Here is an 18,775-nt window from a genome sequence, read left to right as displayed (position 1 = left end):
TTTTTTTTAATATAAACAAAAAGAGATTTTTGATAAAAAGATCTCTTTTTAGCTATAGAAATTAATTTTATTCGGTCTCACTTTTAATGTAAATATAATCCAGCTTTCCTGAACCATTATCAAAAAAATTAATTTCTTTAATATTCTGAATATCTTTCCATCTAATCACATTAAGAGGACTATTAAAGTCAGGTTCAGCAATTTCTAAACCTAATAGTCCTATGGTCTCGATTGTTGTGTCAAATTGTGAAACATTGAAAATTGTAATCCAATCGGCTTTATCATTTATAAACACAACTTCATATTTACCTGATTTATAGATCAATTTATCGCAACCTTTATTTACACAAGGTGTATTTGATGGTTTTACTGTGTCCGTATTCTCAGGTTTGCCTAAAACTTTTTCAACTGCTGTTTTGTCTTTCCCTACTATACTTAAAATATCAATAATTAATTCTTTTTTTTGAGTTTCAAGCTGTTCATTAGATACATCTTCAACTTGATTTTTCTTAGAACTTTCACAGGCGTAAATTATAAAAAGTAATAGTAAAAGTAAGATTGATTTTTTCATTTCTATTTTTTTTTTGATTAATAAAACCAAAGTTATGATGACAATTCGTTTATAATTTACGGTAAACCATAATAAGACGAAAAACCCTGTAATTTCAACAAATGAAATTACAGGGTTTTAAAATTTTCAGCAGAGAAAAAGGGATTCGAACCCTCGATACAGTTACCTCTATACTAGTTTTCCAAGCTTGCTTTTTGAACCACTCGAAAATCTCTCCTTAATTATTATTTAGACTTCTTTTTAAGTTTATCTTCCAATTGTTTCAACTCTTCTAAATCCTCTTCGTCTGCCTTTTGAGCATCAAGCTGTTTACGTTGCTTATTAAATTCTTCATAAATAGCATCGACTTTTTCTTCCATTTGCAAATGCGTTACTTTTCCTTTATGAGTTAGAACTTCTTTGTCATTAAACTCTATAATTCGATCAACATTTGTTTTCCAGAAATTCATGGTAATATCCTGTGCATTTTTTGCTCTTAATTCGGCCGTTTCAAGAAACACCACTACAAAGCGATTTAGTAAATCTATTTCATTAGCAGTAAGATAATTTTTTGCTGTATAAATATCCTGTTTGCGCACAATACCGCCTTTCCAACTTGTAAGTGCCATATTTGGAGCCTCTGCATTGGCGCGAGAAACTACAATTTCTGCAGCTGTTTTTCCTGTAATAGCATAGAGTAGCTTATTTTGTGTATCTGCAAAAAACATTTGAGTAGCTTTATCTGTGACATCATAATCACTACTTAAAGCAAAAAGATCGCGAACTTTTTGATAAAATCTTTTTTCAGAAGCTCGAATATCTCTGATCCGTTCGAGTAATTCATCAAAATAATCTGTTCTTCCATTTGGGTTTTTAAGACGTTCGTCATCCATTACAAAACCCTTAATCATATATTCTTGCAGATTTTTGTTTGCCCATTGCCTAAACTGTGTTCCTCTTATACTTCGCACTCTAAAACCAATTGCCAAAATCATAGGTAAAGAATAAAACGCAACATTATATTTTTTACCATCAGAGGCAGTTGTCAAGTAATCCTTTACAACTGAATCTTTATCTAACTCCTTTTCCTTCAACACATTTATAACATGTAGACTTATGTTTTGTTTAGAGGTGTCAAAAAGTTCCGCTAATTGATTTTGGTTCATCCAAACATCGCCATCTTTTGCAAAAAGAGCTAAATTAGACTTTCCGTCAACAGTCTTGTAAAAAATAAATTCCTGCTTTTCCATTTAAAAAGGATTTTATAGTGTGTATATTAAAACAAATAGTTTTATCAACTAGAGAAAGTTAATAAAAAAACCTCGAAATATAAATTTCGAGGTTTGGTATTATTTTAAATAAAAATTTGCAGAAAGGAAGGGATTCGAACCCTCGATACAGTTACCCATATACTAGCTTTCCAGGCTAGCTCCTTAAACCACTCGGACACCTTTCTATTTGGGTCTGCAAATAACACAAAAAAATCTGACTTTACAAAAGCAAAACCCAAGTTCCTTTTATATACTTTTTTTAAATTCTTCCATAAACAACTTTACTGCTTTTTTCTGGTAGCCTCCTATCGTCAACATGTACGAATCTCTTTTTGTAGAAACTCCTGTAATTTGTATAGCTCTTAAGTTACCCCAGTCTTTTAGGGCCATCTCGGCAACAATTGTAGCCCAATCACTATTTTCTACCATTTGCAGCAAGGCATGAATAGATTGGAGTTCTATCGAAATTTTAGGTTTCATATTAAACTTCTTAAATAGTTCTTCGACATATTCGCGCGAATTGGAACCTTTGCCTGGCAATATCAGCGGAATCTCCTCAATTTTCTTGAAAGCAATTTTATCCAAATTTGCTAAAGCATGATTTTTAGAAACGACCATAACCATATTCGAAGCAAATAAAGGCACTTTCTGAATCGGCATTTCAATTTCATGCGACGAAATAACCAATACCAAATCCAATTCGTTATCGATCAATTTTTGTTCAAGAGCTTCTGTTGTTCCATATTCTACAACAATCTTAAGGTTTTGGTATTTTTTTGCAAATGCATTTACTACTGGCAGAATCAATAAACCAAAAATATAAGTCACGCCAATGCGTAATTCGCCGCCAATCATTTCGTTTAAATCTTCGATTGCTTGTTTTCCGTTTTCTACATTTTCTACCACTTTTTTGGCATGAATTAAAAAAACCGAACCCGCTTCTGTCAATTGCACTTTTTTTCCGATTCGCTTAAACAAAGGCAAACCAAGCTCTTCTTCGAGTTTTTTAATTTGCTGCGAAAGTCCCGATTGTGTCACAAAACACAATTCGGCTGCTTTTGTAAAATGCAAAACCTCAGCCGTTTTAATAAAATATTGCAGTTGATAAAGTTCCATATTGATAAGTTTTACTACTTATTATCAGTAAAATTATTAATTTTTCTAATGAAATCATAATCCCGACCTTTGTATTAAATATTTCAAGCCATGTTTAAAGCGTTAAAATCAAAAAATTTCAAATTATTTTTCTACGGTCAATCCGTCTCTGTTATAGGAACTTGGATGCAGAAAACAGCCGTGAGCTGGATGGTATACAGCATCACAGGATCTGTTTTTTTATTAGGTTTGGCAACTTTCTTAAGCATGATTCCGTCTTTGTTTCTAGCACCTTTGGCAGGAAGTATTATTGGACGTTATGACAGACACAAAACAATGCTTTTTTTGCAATCTCTTGCCATGCTTCAGGCAGGAACTTTGGCTTTGCTTATTTATCTCAAAATATACAATATCAATTTCATACTTACATTGAGTCTTATTCAAGGAATTATCAACGCTTTTGATATGACATGCCGCCAAACGATGATGATTGATATTGTCGACAATAAAGAAGATCTTCCGAACGCCGTGGCGCTTAACTCAACTATGAACAACTTTGCGCGTATTGCAGGCCCAGCGCTTGCCGGAATTATTTTGCACCAATATGGAGAGGATATTTGTTTTATTGGAAATTTCGTGAGTTATGTTCCCGTTCTAATTTCATTAATGATGATGAAAATAAGACCGCATATTAAAGCAGAAAACAAACTGAATATGATGGATGATCTTATAGAAGGTTTGGATTATGTAAAGAAAGAAATCGAAATGGCCAGAATGCTTATGATGCTAACTTGCAGCAGTTTATTTGTAATTTCTTTTAATACTTTAATGCCTGTTTTTGCAAAAGATATTTTCAATGGAAACGCAGAAACCTTCAGCTGGTTTGAAAGTGCGGCCGGAATTGGTTCTGTTTTATCTGCAATTTATTTAGCCAATCTAAAATCTGCCGAAAACATGAATAAATTGATGATCTCAGCAAGTTTACTTCTTGGTTTCAGTGTGATTATTTTGTCTGTTTCAAGCAGTATTACAATTGCTTTGATCTGTATGACTTTAAGCGGAATCGGAATGATGGGACAAACTTCTTCTATCAATATTTACATTCAGACTCATAGTGCTGTAAATATGCGTTCTAGAAGCATCAGCTATTACATGATGGCGTATCAGGGAATGATTCCTGTGGGAAGTTTAATAATCGGTTATGTTTCTCACTTTTTAGGCGTAAGAGCTACCGTTGCTATTCAAGGGGTTATCTGTATTATTTCTGTAGTTGTTTATCTGTATTATAAAAAACATAAAGCAATTGAGGATTTGGAGACTTGCCCGGTTACTTATAAAAATTCTAATTGAAAGAAAAGTTCCAAAAATTAAATTCCAAATTTCTATTTACGAAATCTCTCCACGAAGAGCAGTTTCAAAAATATCTTTAAACTCGTTTTGAGCAATATCATGTCCAAGCAGATACATTAATTTTGTAATTGCTGCTTCAGTAGTAATGTCTTTTCCAGAAATAACTCCTAGAGATTTAAGAGCCGTACTCGTTTCGTATTGTCCCATATTCACGCTTCCGCCTGAACATTGTGTTACGTTTACGATGTACATTCCCGATTTGATGGCTTTTTCAATTAGATTTAAAAACCAATCTTCGGTTGGTGCATTTCCTGAACCGTAAGTTTCTAGAATAATTCCGCGTAAACCAGAAGTTGCAAGGATTGAAGCCAAAACAATTTCGCTCATTCCAGGGAACATTTTAATGATCGCAACGTGATTGTCTAAGTTTTTATGAACGATCAGTTTTGCGTTTTTATTTACAGGAAGAAATAAATGTCTGTTTAATTTTAAATGAACGCCAGACTCTACTAATTCTGGATAATTTGGTGCCGTAAAAGCTCTAAAATGTTCTGCATTTACTTTAGAAGTTCGGTTTCCTCGGTATAATTTATATTCAAAATACAAACAAACTTCTGTAATAACTGGTTTTCCGTTTTCTAAAAGTGATGCAATCTGAATGGCTGTAATCAAGTTTTCTTTAGCATCGGTACGCAAATCTCCAATTGGCAATTGCGAACCTGTAAACACCACTGGTTTGGCTAAATTCTCGAGCATAAAACTCAATGCCGAAGCCGAATACGACATCGTATCTGATCCGTGCAAAACCACAAATCCGTCAAAAGATGCGTAACTTTCCTCAATAATTGTGGCAATTTTAGTCCACATTTGAGGATTCATATTCGAAGAATCAATTGGATGTTCAAATGAAATTGATTCAATTTCACAGTCCAATTGCTTAATTTCTGGAATTTTCTGAATTAATTTACCAAAATTGAAGGCTTTAAGCGCTCCCGTTTCAAAGTCTTTGCTCATACCGATGGTTCCTCCGGTATAAATCAATAATATTTTAGCTTTAGATGACATCTTGGTATTTTAATTTATTGACAACAGGATTTGCATACATTGCTAAAAATCCTTGTCTTGTCACAGGATTATCACTTCCGATTCTCATTTCTAAACGACGCTCAAAAAGCTGTTTTTCATTCTCTTTATATTTGTGAGCGAACTTATTTGTTTCGTTTAAAATATCGTAAGCAATAAAGTTAGTCGGCCATAATTGGTAGTTTTTCAAAATCACATCATCGATAGTTTGCCCCAAAGCCTGAACTTGCTTGTTTACATTATCATTCTCTGCTACAATCTGATCGATTTCTGTGTCTAAAACATCGCCAACAGAAATGTGTATTCTTTTCTTAGTTCCCATGATACCACTTAAAATAGTCATGAAATCTTCGTTTTTATCTTTTACGTAAACTTCGTTGTTTGCTTCTGCCATTAATTGTGGCATTTTCAAAACATCTGTCGGATCATATTCGTATGAAATAGAAACTGGAACGATTTTCAATTTCTTGAAATAATCCATTAAGTTTTTTTCGTCAGAACCCATTCCGATCATTTTTAAAACTCCTGGATTGGTTTCGTCGTTTCCATCTTTTGTTCTTCCTTCTCTTTGTGCAATCCAAACCGAACGATTTTCGCGAAGCAATAATTGTCCCATGTATTCGGCAAGTAATTTAGAACTTTGCAACATTTCACGAGGCGTTAATCCTCTTAAAACCAAGAAGTTTCTATTTAATTTCGCTAAGGTTGCCAAGAAAGCTTTCTTCACCAAATTGTCTCCAATTGCCGAAGCGGTCATTACCAAACCATGTTCAAACAAACATACATTTAATAAAGTGGTGTCTAAAAGAATATCTCTATGATTGGAGATAAACAAGTAAGAAGTATTCGGTTCTAGTTTCTCAAAACCTGAAGTCGTTAAACCTTCAGAACTTTTTTCTAAAACTTTCTGGATGGTGTTGTAAATAAAATTGCATTGAAAATCACGAATGGAATGTGTTTTCTTCAACTGTTCCTTCCAAACCTCATCTTCAACGTCCGGAAAAGTAAAGTTCATCATGGTTTTCATCATAGGATGATTGACAACACCATGAAGTGCTTCATTTATTTCGGAATCATAAAACGGTCGAATGGCATCAAATCTCTGCATTATTTATTTGGGTTTAAGTGGGCAAAAGAACAAAAAAAAAATTAAAGTTTTGTAAGGTCATGGTTAAATCCCGAAAACGTCTTTCGAATTCTGGGTTGTAATTGCTGCAATTTCTTCTGCAGAAACATTATATACATCGCTTAATTTAGTAATAACATTTACCAAATAACTGCTTTCATTTCTTTTTCCTCTATAAGGAATTGGCGCTAAATACGGCGAATCTGTCTCCAAAACGATATGTTTCAAATCGATTTGATTTAAAAACTGATCAATTTTTCCGTTCTTGAAAGTAACTACGCCTCCAATTCCTAATTTCATTTTATAAGAAATTGCTCGCTCTGCTTGTTCTAAAGTTCCGGAAAAACAATGAAAAATCCCAAACAAATCTTCAGATTTTTCTTCTTCTAACACTTCAAAGATTTCATCAAAAGCTTCTCTACAATGAATTACAATGGGCAATTTGTATTGTTTTGCCAACTGAATTTGTCTTTTAAAAGCAATTTGCTGTTCTTTTAAATGTGTTTTATCCCAATATAAATCGATTCCGATTTCGCCAACTGCGTAGAATTTTCGCTTTGCTAATTCTGTTTCCACATGCGTCAGTTCTTCCAGATAATTATCTTTCACGTAAGTGGGATGCAAACCCATCATTAGAAATATATTTTCAGGATAATTTTTCTCTAAATCGTACATAGATTGCGTTGCCGCAGCATCTATTGCGGGAATAAAAAAACGAGTAACTCCGGCATCGATGGCACGTTGAATCATGGCGTCACGATCCTGATCAAATTCTTCAGAATATAAATGCGTGTGAGTATCGGTAATAATGGGTGTTGAATTCAAGACTTTAATTTTAAAACGCCAAAATTACGACAATAATAAAAGAATAGCAATTTCGTGTAATTGGTACACTCATCAAACGGATTCACTTTCGTGAAAACGCGAATAAAAACGGATTTTTATGTCTGGCTAAAAAAGAAAAAACCTTTGTCAAAGGTTTAAACTTTAACAAAGGTTTGAATAATAACAACCAATTATTTTGTTATTCTGAAGAACGAAGGGCCTCACAAGAAGCTTCGAAAAGAAAACCCCCATTTTTTCTCTCGATCAGCTAGTGCGACCCCTCGTTCTTCAGTATGACAAACGAGGTTTTATTTATCTGTTTCAATATATAGCAAAGCTCGTTCCAAAACTTCATCTTTGCCTTGTTGAATACCTAAAATTGTTGGTTTTATCTCAATATCGGGTACAATTCCTACGCGTTGCGTTTCTTTTCCATTTGGGTAATAAACTCCTAGTCCTGTATATCTGGTATGAAATCCTTTAAAATCAATGTCAACTGCATTTCCATCTGTTCCTGCTGTCTGGCTTCCAATAATGGTTGTATTGCCTGCTGTTTGAAAACACATTGCTGTCCATTCTGACTGACTTAATGCTTTTTCATTTAAAAGCACAATCACTTTTCCCTTATAATGATTTTTGTTATTAAAGCCGCATTTTCGGCCTTCGACCCATTGATATTTTCCGGGGTATTTTAAATACGGTTCAGTATAATCGCAAAACTTCTTTTCCTCAGCATTTAAAAAATCCGAAATCTCTTTCCATGTATCATTAGGATAGTTTCTCATATCAAAAACAATCGCTTTTGTCGACTTTAAAGCTTCAATCATATCCGGAATATGTTGGTCTTTTATAACTCCCATATTAACATAGCCAATATTATTGTCGAGAAGTTTAAATTTATCTTTCTTTTTCTGAGCTCCCTTTTTAAATTCATTTCTATGAGAATCATGGTAATTAGACCAAAACATTGATTTGGTCACGTACTTTCCATCTTCTAAAAATTCTACTTTGACATTTTCAGATTCGCTTCTTAAAATAGGATACAGCACTTTATCCAGATATTTAGCTTCATTTGATGCACAAATTAAATCTCTATTTTCGTCGATAAACTATTTAATACTTTTATCGTTTATCTTCGTGATTACCGTTCCTATTTTAATATTATCTGCTTCGGCAAGACTATCTCCTAAAATTTCTGTAACAACCAGTTTATCTTCGATTATTTTACCTGTTGCAGGAAAATAATTTAATTTCCTCCAGGCAGCTGTACTTCCATAATCTACAAACTCAACATGGCTGTCATTGAGATTACTTGCCAGTTTTTTCATTGCAAGATAAAATTCGGTATCGTTTTTTGCCTGTACAATAAAAGGAAGCGCTTTTTCTAAACTCAAATCCCATTTTTGATCCATCACATACTTATACGGAAAATAATATTCAAGTAAGTTCCAGTAAGCAAAAATCATTAACAACCTAGAATTCTTATTGTTATAATCAAGATCAAAATAGTTTTTTAACTTTTTAAAACCATCAAATTTATAATCGAATTCTTCATCGCTCTGAAATCTATTTTCTTCAATAAATTTTAATTTTTTTGAAAGCTTTTTAGAAAACAACTTATTATTAAACCAGCTTAAATCGAAATTCTTATCAAAAAACTTAACGTCTTTTGGTGCAACAATTGGTGCTATTTCTTTTACTGGACCAAGATCATCAATCCAATTTTCTAAGATTAAAGAAACCTCTTCTTTGGTTTGTGCTTTTTCTATTAAAGGTAATTTTTCCAAAAGCTGATTGTCCCAATTCAATTCTCCGCTTGCAACTTTTGGATGATAATATTTTAAGAAGCCCCACACTTTACAGGTTGCTACTAGTTTTTCGGTTTCTGTAATTTTATTCAAACCGAAAGTGGTTTGACAAAAAACAAGTAGAAAAATCAGTAAAATATTTTTCATTTTGGTTTATTGGTTAGGTTAAGTTGCTTTGGGCTAGTTCTTAAAAAAGAAAATCGAATTTAGAACTAAAATTCCAAATTCGATTGAGGTTTTCCGTAAAGGGATAAAATTTTTCTTAATAATTGCAATTTTATTCCAAATCTTCCAAAAGTTGCTCCACAACATCGTAGCCTTCGTAGTCCTGCGAAATGGTCTGTAAGATCTCTTTACATTCTTTATATTTTCCTTGTTTTAGCTTAGACAAAGCTAGATTCCACTTGGCTTTTTCTTTGTAAACAGAATTTCCTGCTTCTAATTCTTTAAAGATATTTTCGGCTTTTGGATATTTACTAGCCTGCAATAATGAAACCGCATAGAAATATTTAATTTCGTCTGAATTGTTTTCTTTCAAAATCTTTTCAAAAATCGGAATCGCAGTTTCATATCTTTTTCCGTTGAAATTATTCTCTGCTTGCTTTAAAATTGTTTCAGAAACACCTCTTTCTGTAAAATAAGCGCTTTCTGGATGGTTATAATCTTCAAAATTAGGATAATGATTCGTGTCAAAGAAAAATAATCCTGCCATAATGAGCATGGACAATGCCGCAATGTAATACCAAGGTTTTAGCGATGGCACTTTGTTTTTTTTCTTTTTAAAATACTTATCTGCTATTTTTGATAGGTTTTCGATAAAAGCATCGTTATTCTGCTGTGTTTTTAATTCATTTTCTTTTCGTTCAAAATCTTCAATTTTCTCAATTATCGCATAAGCCGATTCATTTCTTGAGACAACATTCTCATAAATTGTAACGTCTTTATGAGCAGAATTTTCTAATTCTCTAAGCCAATATGATTTGCATAAGGAGAAAAAACAGGCATCAAACGAACAATCCAAAACAAGCTCATTTGTTTTCGAATAATTAAACAGCAGCGTCAAAATGTGCTGAATTGCATTCTGGGCCTGCTCTCTATTTCCTGAATTATTGGTTATAAACTGGATGACTTTTGGGGCAAATTTTGTATATATCATTTCGATAATTGCTGAATCGTTTGCCGCGAGTCCGTCTATATATTTTTGATCAGGATGAATTGTATTTATATCCATAAAAAAACATTATAATGCTAATTTAAAAAAAAGAATCTTAAAAAGTAATCACAATCTTATCATTTTCACAGTAATAATAAAAAACAACTCGAATGAATTTAGTCTTTTTTATTGCTTTCTATTTGATATAATCTTTTTGTATAGTTAGTTTTTTGACTGTAATTGGCTTATTTTTGGTTTTCAATCATTACAGCAATGGAAAATCTTCACGAAATTCTCAAAATAGAGAAATACAAAAAAATAAAGTTTAAAATAACTAAAACACAGCATTTGCAGATTAAAGCTAAAATTAATGGTGTTTCTGGGAGTTTTATTTTAGATACAGGCGCATCAAATACTTGCGTGGGTTTTGAATCTATTGAACGTTTTGAACTGGCCGCGAAAAACTCCAAAACAAAAGCTTCTGGAGCTGGCGGAACTGGAATGAAGACTCAAATTTCTTCTCAAAATAAACTGCAGTTGGGAAGCTGGAAAAGCAAAGGTTTTAGCATTGTAATTTTTGACCTTTCGCATGTAAACGAAGCTTTGCAATCTTACAAAGCGAAACCTGTTCACGGCATTATTGGCGCTGACGTTTTATTAGAAGGAAAAGCGATTATTGATTATTTTAATCATTATTTGTACCTCAAATAGAAATTTCAATATTTTTAACTAACAAACAAATAGCAAAAAAGTCTTCATTTTACTGAAGACTTTTTTGTTTTTATCATATTTATTAATTCTCAATTTCTCCTTTTGGAACGGCATGTTTTTTCAATGAAAAATAAGCAACTACTGTACTCAGTAACATTAAAACTCCTCCTAGAATAAAAGGTGCTCCTGCAAATTTAAATGGTGCATCGTCATGTGTAAAAAAGTAAAAGGTATTCGCCATCATTGGCGGACCAATGATTGAAGAAGCGCTCATTAAACTGGTCAAAGTTCCTTGAATTTCTCCTTGTTCGCTTGGTTCTACTTTACTTGCAACAACAGATTGCAAAGCTGGTCCAGCAATTCCTCCAAGGCAATACGGAATTAAAAAGACAAACATCATCCAGCTTTCTGTTGCAAAAGCAAACAGTAACATTCCGATTGTATATAAGGCTAAACCAATATAAATACTTTTCTCATTTCCAATTTTCGGATTAATGAAACGCACCAATCCTCCTTGTACAATTCCTACCAAAAGACCTATTATTCCTAATGAAATTCCGATCATTCTTTCATCCCATTTAAATTGATAGATTGTGAAAAAACTCCAATTGCTTTGTACCGCATGCGAACCGACATACAAAAGAAATATTGCTGCAATTAAACCAATTAATGTTGGATATTTTCTTAAACCTAAAATAGCTCCAATTGGGTTCGCACGTTTCCAGTCGAATGATCTTCGGTTTTCTTTTTTAAGCGATTCTGGTAAAATGAAAAATCCGTAAAGGAAATTTACCATGCATAAAATTGCAGCGGCATAGAAAGGAACTCTTGATCCGTATTGACCCAAAAGTCCACCAATAACTGGCCCTATGATGAAACCTAATCCGAAAGCGGCACCTACTAACCCGAAGTTTTTAGCTCTGTTTTCAGGAGTGCTAACATCAGCGATATAGGCTGAAGCAGTTGTAATACTTGCACCTGTAACTCCAGCAATAATTCTTCCTATAAAAAGCCAGACAATAGTTGGCGAAAATGCTAATAAAAGATAGTCTAATGAAAACCCGAAAAGAGAAATTAAAATGATTGGCCTTCTTCCGAATTTATCGCTTAAATTTCCAATTACAGGAGCAAAAACGAATTGAGTTATCGCATACGCGAAAGTTAACCAGCCACCGATTTTTGCGGCTTCGCTGATATCTCCGTGAATCAGTTCTTCAATTAATTTTGGTATTACAGGAATAATAATTCCCCATCCCGTAATGTCTATTAACATGGTTATGAAAATAAAACCAATTGCTGCAGACTTGTCTCTTTGTAGCATAATAATTTTTGTAAGGCAATACAAATAAACGAAAAAGCTCATGTATATTTAAATTCCAATAAAAAAATCCCAAATTCCAATTAAGGAATTCGGGATTTTCAAATCAAAATTAAATCAATTAATGCGTATGTTTAGGATTAAAACCGTCTTCGCTTAATTCTGTATGCTCGTAATCGGCAACCATTTCGGCTTCGTAATCGATTTTTTCTCCTTTAGAGAATTTCTGAATTAATTTCTCCATAATATTATAAATTACAGGAACTACAATCAAGGTTAGGAATAAAGACGAAATTAATCCTCCGATAATTACCCAAGCCAATCCGTTTTTCCACTCAGCTCCAGCTCCAGATGCCAATGCAATTGGGAACATACCAAATACCATCGCAATTGTTGTCATCAAGATCGGACGCAAACGAGCGTGATTCGCTTGAATTAGCGCTGTTCTGATAGATTCTCCTGCTGCTCTTCTCTGGTTCGTATAATCCACAAGCATGATCGCATTCTTACACACCAGACCAATCAACATGATGATACCTAAAATGGTAAAGATATTTAATGAGTTGTTTGTTAATGCCAAGGCTAACATAGCTCCAATGAACGAAAGCGGAATTGCAAACAATACTACGAATGGATGCGCGAAACTGTCATACAAACTCACCATTACAAGGTAAACCAAAATGATAGCAGCCAACAAAGCGATTCCTAAAGTACCAAAACCTTCAGATTGGTTCTCTTGGTCACCACCCCAGATGTAGTTTACTCCGGCTGGTTTTTTCAATTTATCTAATTTAACCTGCCATTGCTGAACAATTGTTCCAGATGGCACCCCAACGTTTTGTCCTTTTACAGTTACAGACGCAGATTTATCTCTACGCTCTAATTGAGAAGGTCCAGAACCTTCTGTGATATCAGCAAATTGAGACAATTTAATTTGTTGTCCAGCTGTGTTTACAAAAATCAAATTACTAACGTCTTTAATACTTTTTCTATCAAAAGCATTGTATCTGATGTTGATATCGTATTCGTATTCACCAGCTCTGTATTTACCGTCAGTGTTTCCACTAAAAGCAGTTTGCATAGTTAAACCAACTGTTTGAAGCGTTAATCCTAAAGCAGCCATTTTATCGCGGTCTACTTTTACGTTGATTTCAGGATTTCCGTCTTCAACCGTTAATTTAATCTCAGTTGTTCCAGGAATTGTACGTAATTCTGCTTCAGCTTGTTTCGCAAAAGCCATTGCCGCTTCTGTAGAAGGACCTGTTACAATTAATCCTAAAGTTGCATCTTCAGCAGTACCTAAGATACCTACTGGAACTGTTTTAACTTTTGCTCCAACTAATACTTTTTCTAGTTTACGTTTGATTTTTGCTGCGTATACGTTTGCATCATCCGTACGATCTTTTTGTTCGATCATTTTTACGTCGATCTCTGCTTTGTATGCAGTTGCTTGAGATGCTCCAAAACCTTCAGAAGTTTGTCCAACAGTTGTAATTTGGCTGTGAACGTATTCTTGTGATTTCAAAAATGCCTCAGCTTTTTGCGTCATAAAGTTGGTTTGCTCTAACGAAGCATCTTTCGGCATTTCGATTTGAACTAAGAACTCTCCACTATCAGAAGAAGCAAAGAACTCTCCTCCGATGAAACCTCCACCCATTAATCCGATTGTCGAAGCGAAGAATAAAATAACTACTACTACAATAGTTTTAATATAGTGATCTAAACACCAAGTCAATAAATGAGAAACCCAGTCAGTGAAACGTGTTAAATAGTTTTCGAAACCAAGAATAATTCTTCCAAATAAATTCTTTCCTTCAATGTGCTCTAATTTCCCGAAACGAGAAGACAACCAAGGAATAATTGTAAATGAAGCCAAAAGTGACAACATTGTCGAGATAATTACTGTAACACAGAATTGTGTAATGATATTTGATACCAATCCAGAACTCATCGCGATCGGCAAGAATACTACCACGATTACTAATGTAATCGAAGTTACTGTTCCTCCAATTTCAGCTGTTCCATCATAAGAAGCACGGATTCGGCTTTTACCCATTTCCATGTGTCTGTAAATATTCTCTAAAACCACAATCGCGTCATCCACAAGGATACCAACAACAAGAGATAATCCTAATAAACTCATTAAGTTTAATGTGTATCCCATTAAATAAATTCCGATGAAAGTTGCAATCAACGATGCAGGAATAGAAACCATTACGATCAGCGAGTTTCTAATACTGTGCAAGAAGAACAACATTACAAATGCAACCAAAACTACCGCAATCAATAAATCGTGTACAACAGAATCTGCTGCTTCTAAAGTAAAGATTGTACTATCTTTTGCCACTTCAAGTTTTAACTGATTTACTTTATAATCTTTTTCAAGAATAGCAATTGTTTTTAATAATTGCTCACTTACCGCAACCGCATTCGCATCAGATTGTTTTACGATTTGTAATACAATCGCACTTTTTTGATCTACACGAGAAATCTTCTCAGCAATTTTCTGCGTGTCCTGAACATCGGCAATTTCGCCTAAACGAATTTGAATTCCGTTTTGAGAAGAAACCACTAAGTTTCTTAATTCTTCAACACTTTTATATTTACCCGCTAAACGAATTAATATTTTTTGATTACGAGTTTGAACGTTTCCTGTAGGGAAATCTAAATTTGAAGACAAAATAGTCTGTTGCACTTGAGGAACAGAAAGTCCGTAACCTTGCATTTTTACAGCATCAAGATTCACTTGAATCTCACGCTCAGAACCCCCAATGATATTTACCTGAGCAACACCTTGTACACGAGATAAAATAGGCGCGATCTTTTTGTCAATTAAGTCATAAAATTCTGCTTCGTCCATTTTTCCGTTGGCACCAAGCGTCATAATTGGCAAATCACTCAGCGAGAATTTAGTTAATGCCGGTGTTTTTACATCATCTGGCAAATCACTAATAATCGCATTGATTTTACGCTGCGCATCATTAAGAGAGAAATCGACTTTTGCGTTTGAGGTCAATGTAATCGAAACAATAGATAAACTTTCGTATGATTTCGAATCGATTTTCTTGACATTTTCTAATGACGCAATCGCATCCTCAATTTTCTTTGTCACTGTATTTTCTACCTCACTTGGAGAAGCTCCAGGATAAATAGTAGAAATGGTAATAACGTTTTGTTCAAATTTTGGGATCAGCTCGTAGCCTAATTGGCTGTAGCTGAACAATCCACCAAGAGTCAGAATTGTAAACAATACAATTACCAACGACGGACGTTTTATGGATATTTCGGCTAATTTCATTTTTTTCGCTTTATGCTGTAGGCTTTAGGCAATAAGCTTATGGCTTATGGCTTATAGCTTATGGCTATTTAATAATTTCTACTGTATTTCCGTCTTGTAAGTTAATCTGACCTGTAGTAATTACTTTTTCTCCATCAGACAATCCGTTGATAACTTCTACTTGATCGCCTAAAATTCTTCCAGCCGTTACTTTTTTCAATTTTGCAACACCATTTTCAGCTACGAAGATTTCGTTACTGCTCACACTTCCTACGAAAGCATTTCTAGGCACAACCATAAGATGTTGTTTTTGCTGTTTTGAAGCAAAATTTGCTGTTCCGTACATACCTGCTTTTAAGTCGTTGTTTGAATTGTTTGTAATTTCAATTTCAACTGGGAAGTTTAAAGACTCATCTGCTTTTGAAGCGATAAAAGTGATTTTTCCAGAGAACGTTTTATCCGGATAAACACTAGCCGTTACGTTAATTTGATTTCCTACTTTTAAACTCGCAACTTGAGTTTCGTTTACTGTAACTACTAATTTCAATTTAGAAACGTTTACGATATCAAACATTGCAGTTGCTGGCATTCCTGCTAAAATAGAACCTGGCTCAATATATTTTTTATTGATAAATCCGTTGATTGGTGCTTTAACTTTCGTATCTCCAACATTGATATTTGCTTGTTTCAAGTTAGATTCAGCATTTGTTAAAGCCAATTTTGCCTGATCTAATTGCTGTTTTGTTACACCGCCTGTTTTAAAAGCATTTTCGTATCTGCTATAATCAGATTTTGCATTTTGGTAAGCCGCTTGTGCTTGTTGTGCATTTACATTAATAGCATCTCCTCTCATTGTTAACAAGGTCTGACCAACTCTTACGTAATCACCTTCTTTAGCTAAAACACTGATTACTTTTCCAGATTTTTCTGCAGAGAAAGTTAATTGCTGAATTGGCTCAAAGTTTCCGTTTGCAACGAAATCTAATGAAATCTCTTCTGTTTTAACTTCCGAAACTTTTACAGAAACAGCAGCATTTTTCTCAGCAACGATATCTGTTTTTTCTTTATTCTTCTTCTTATTATTATTTAAGATATATCCAATTACACCTAAGGATGCAATTATGATTACGATTGTTATAATAGTTTTCTTCATTGTAATTAGTTATTTAATAAGAGTTTTAAGTTCGCCTTTTGATTTGATTAGAGAAATTTCGGCAATTTTATAATTTAAAACTGCTCTTGTAAAGTTATTTTGCGCTTCAAGTGATGCATTTTGTGCGTCTAGTAAATCGGTTAAAGATGCTAAACCTTGAAGATAATTATTTTTGGTATTGCTAAGAATTTCCAACGCCAAACGCATATTTTCTCTCTGATTGTCAATTGTAACCAAGTTATTATTGATCTGCGTCATTGCATTTCTATAATCTAAATCAAGAGAAAGTTTGGTGTCTTTGATATCTTCTTGAAGCGTTCTGATTTCAACATCAGCTTGTCTTACTTTAGAACGAGTTCCGAAACCTGTAAAAATTGGCACTCTCAAATTCAATCCGATACCTGAGTAATCTGACCAATATACTCCAGAAGATGGTTTTGCAAACCAAGGAAGTTCTGGACCTTGACCAATATAATTATACCCAGCCGTTAATGAAAGTGTTGGATAATATTCTGCCTGAATTGCTTTTTTATTAAATACTAAAAGTTCTTCTTGTTTCTTTAAAAGCAAATATTCTGTTCTATTTTCAACATTTGGCTCTTCTGTCAAAGCTGCTGGCACAACTTCAAATTCTTCTTTAGGCATTGTAAACTGAGATTCTATAGGCATACCCATATAAAATTTCAATGAATTTTCTTGTAATTCAATCTGGTTTTTAACTTGTTGACGTTCTGTATCAATGTTAGACATTTTTACAATAATACGGTCTAAGTCAATTTTTTTAGCCAAACCATTATCAAATTGTCCTTGAACAATGTCACGAACTTTTTGTGTATTTACATAATTGCTGTCTAAAAGAATTAATCTTTCGCGTTGTACGTAAACTGAATAATAATTATTTGCAACTCTTTCAATAACTTGTTCTTCTGTTAACTCATTATTGATTTGATAAAATTCGCGAGTAGTTCGTGCCGCTCTTAATCCTGTAAAAACCGCTTGATCAAATATTGCCTGAGTTAAAGAAACTCCAGCTGTCGATGTCCATTTTTGTCCAAATGCAGCCTGAATTGTAGTTCCTGGCGCACCAAATCCTGCTCCATCAATTACTGTTGTTTGAATAATCGGATTATAAGTTAAGTTACCGTTAGCCGTAATTTGCGGTAATGCTCTCGAACGAATTTCTTGAATTTTATATTCGCTGTTCTCAACCTGAAGTTTTGATTTCTTAGCATCGGCTTTGTTCTCAAGCGCATATGTAACAGCTTCTTTCAAGGTTAAGGTTTTAACTTGTGCGCTGGCCGTTACCCCAATAGAACACAAAAATATAAGAAAGATTCTTTTCATAAGTAGTTAATATTTATTTTAAAAATTTGAGATGGCATCGTCATTTCCTCCTTTTACAACTCTCTCAGAAAAATGACGACAATATTTGGATGATGATTAATTAATTATTTTTTTCAATTGCTTTTCCAATTCCTGTATTCCTGGCTCTGTTGCCATTGCGCGAGTATGATACTCTAAAGCTTCCAGTTCTATTCTCTGTGCTTCGCTTTCAGATATTGTATTTTCGTTAATATGAAAAATAAGCGTATAATAAAACCTAACATATATCTCTACATTTAAATCGCTTCTGTAAAGACCTTCACGAATTCCTTTTTCAATATTCTCTTTAAAACACTGCGTACACTGCTCTATTTCATGAGAAAGGATATTTTGGTAAATCTCTGGATAATGCTTTTTTAACTGATAAATTGGCGAAGTATCAATATTGTTCTTAAACATATCACGAAACATTTCTCTTATTTCAAAATTCTCCTGAATGGCATTGTAATTCTTTGCAACAATGCTATCCATAATTTCGTGTACTTGACTATGAACTAATGAAGTGCTCTCTTCAATTAAAACCTCTTTATTACAGAAATATTTGTAAATCGTTTTTTTAGAAATACACATTTCACCTGCAATATCATCCATTGTAACACTCTTAAAACCAAGCTTTAAAAATAACTCGCTTGCTTTTGCTATAATCTTCTCTTTCATTTTAAATTCTCGAAT

At 33.6% G+C, this 18,775-nt stretch carries 16 protein-coding genes and 2 tRNA genes; 2 read left to right on the top strand and 16 right to left on the bottom strand.

What is annotated here, in order from left to right; genetic code table 11:
* Positions 1 to 67 precede the first annotated feature (67 nt).
* The 5 genes from QLQ96_RS06260 to QLQ96_RS06240 all read right to left on the bottom strand — a co-directional run bounded on the left by QLQ96_RS06260 (position 68) and on the right by QLQ96_RS06240 (position 2,937).
* On the bottom strand, positions 68 to 571 hold the full coding sequence (locus tag QLQ96_RS06260) for a hypothetical protein (protein ID WP_482495579.1): 504 nt from the start codon (positions 569 to 571) through the stop codon (positions 68 to 70).
* Positions 572 to 701: 130 nt separating this feature from the next.
* Positions 702 to 788 (bottom strand) — tRNA-Ser (locus QLQ96_RS06255).
* A 7-nt stretch (positions 789 to 795) separates the two neighbouring features.
* A complete protein-coding gene (locus QLQ96_RS06250) occupies positions 796 to 1,800 on the bottom strand; it encodes a virulence RhuM family protein (RefSeq protein ID WP_482495578.1) in 1,005 nt (334 codons plus the stop codon).
* Positions 1,801 to 1,919: 119 nt separating this feature from the next.
* Positions 1,920 to 2,006: transfer RNA gene (locus tag QLQ96_RS06245), tRNA-Ser, on the bottom strand.
* A gap of 61 nt (positions 2,007 to 2,067) precedes the next feature.
* Positions 2,068 to 2,937, bottom strand: a complete 870-nt coding sequence (locus QLQ96_RS06240; RefSeq protein ID WP_482495577.1) for a LysR substrate-binding domain-containing protein — start codon at positions 2,935 to 2,937, stop codon at positions 2,068 to 2,070.
* A gap of 90 nt (positions 2,938 to 3,027) precedes the next feature.
* Between QLQ96_RS06240 and QLQ96_RS06235 the strand changes: the two genes are divergently transcribed.
* On the top strand, positions 3,028 to 4,266 hold the full coding sequence (locus tag QLQ96_RS06235; RefSeq protein ID WP_482495576.1) for an MFS transporter: 1,239 nt from the start codon (positions 3,028 to 3,030) through the stop codon (positions 4,264 to 4,266).
* 36 nt (positions 4,267 to 4,302) lie between these two features.
* On the opposite strand, the gene QLQ96_RS06230 is transcribed toward QLQ96_RS06235, so the two are convergent.
* The 6 genes from QLQ96_RS06230 to QLQ96_RS06205 form a co-directional block, all read right to left on the bottom strand.
* Positions 4,303 to 5,331, bottom strand: a complete 1,029-nt coding sequence (locus QLQ96_RS06230; protein ID WP_482495574.1) for an asparaginase — start codon at positions 5,329 to 5,331, stop codon at positions 4,303 to 4,305.
* A complete protein-coding gene (locus QLQ96_RS06225; RefSeq protein WP_482495572.1) occupies positions 5,321 to 6,457 on the bottom strand; it encodes a 1-acyl-sn-glycerol-3-phosphate acyltransferase in 1,137 nt (378 codons plus the stop codon). The genes QLQ96_RS06230 and QLQ96_RS06225 overlap by 11 nt, the downstream gene beginning before the upstream one ends.
* 63 nt (positions 6,458 to 6,520) lie before the next feature.
* Positions 6,521 to 7,300: a TatD family hydrolase gene (locus QLQ96_RS06220; RefSeq protein ID WP_482495570.1), complete on the bottom strand. Its 780-nt coding sequence runs from the start codon at positions 7,298 to 7,300 to the stop codon at positions 6,521 to 6,523.
* A gap of 308 nt (positions 7,301 to 7,608) precedes the next feature.
* A complete protein-coding gene (locus tag QLQ96_RS06215) occupies positions 7,609 to 8,349 on the bottom strand; it encodes a S41 family peptidase (protein ID WP_482495568.1) in 741 nt (246 codons plus the stop codon).
* 60 nt (positions 8,350 to 8,409) lie between these two features.
* A complete protein-coding gene (locus tag QLQ96_RS06210) occupies positions 8,410 to 9,255 on the bottom strand; it encodes a hypothetical protein (protein ID WP_482495566.1) in 846 nt (281 codons plus the stop codon).
* Between the two features lie 130 nt (positions 9,256 to 9,385).
* Complete coding sequence (locus QLQ96_RS06205) at positions 9,386 to 10,339, bottom strand: tetratricopeptide repeat protein (protein WP_482495564.1); 954 nt, start codon at positions 10,337 to 10,339, stop codon at positions 9,386 to 9,388.
* A 195-nt stretch (positions 10,340 to 10,534) separates the two neighbouring features.
* On the opposite strand from QLQ96_RS06205, the gene QLQ96_RS06200 reads away from it, so the two are divergent.
* A complete protein-coding gene (locus QLQ96_RS06200; RefSeq protein WP_482495562.1) occupies positions 10,535 to 10,972 on the top strand; it encodes a retropepsin-like aspartic protease in 438 nt (145 codons plus the stop codon).
* Between the two features lie 82 nt (positions 10,973 to 11,054).
* Here the strand turns inward: QLQ96_RS06200 and QLQ96_RS06195 are convergent, their stop codons facing one another.
* The 5 genes from QLQ96_RS06195 to QLQ96_RS06175 all read right to left on the bottom strand — a co-directional run bounded on the left by QLQ96_RS06195 (position 11,055) and on the right by QLQ96_RS06175 (position 18,760).
* Complete coding sequence (locus tag QLQ96_RS06195; RefSeq protein ID WP_482495561.1) at positions 11,055 to 12,293, bottom strand: TCR/Tet family MFS transporter; 1,239 nt, start codon at positions 12,291 to 12,293, stop codon at positions 11,055 to 11,057.
* 118 nt (positions 12,294 to 12,411) lie between these two features.
* The gene (locus tag QLQ96_RS06190) at positions 12,412 to 15,588 is read right to left on the bottom strand and encodes an efflux RND transporter permease subunit (RefSeq protein WP_482495559.1); all 3,177 of its coding nucleotides are present in this window, start codon (positions 15,586 to 15,588) and stop codon (positions 12,412 to 12,414) included.
* Between the two features lie 64 nt (positions 15,589 to 15,652).
* Positions 15,653 to 16,720, bottom strand: a complete 1,068-nt coding sequence (locus QLQ96_RS06185) for an efflux RND transporter periplasmic adaptor subunit (protein WP_482495557.1) — start codon at positions 16,718 to 16,720, stop codon at positions 15,653 to 15,655.
* Between the two features lie 9 nt (positions 16,721 to 16,729).
* Positions 16,730 to 18,064 (bottom strand): TolC family protein, encoded by a 1,335-nt coding sequence (locus QLQ96_RS06180; RefSeq protein WP_482495556.1) that lies wholly within the window; start codon positions 18,062 to 18,064, stop codon positions 16,730 to 16,732.
* Between the two features lie 96 nt (positions 18,065 to 18,160).
* Positions 18,161 to 18,760, bottom strand: coding sequence for a TetR/AcrR family transcriptional regulator (locus QLQ96_RS06175; protein ID WP_482495554.1), 600 nt, complete (start codon positions 18,758 to 18,760; stop codon positions 18,161 to 18,163).
* Positions 18,761 to 18,775: the final 15 nt, after the last annotated feature.

It is taken from the genome of Flavobacterium sp. B167r (assembly GCF_056824315.1).
The sequence above is the reverse complement of the archived record's forward strand: the minus strand, read 5'-3'. Positions and strand labels throughout refer to the sequence as shown.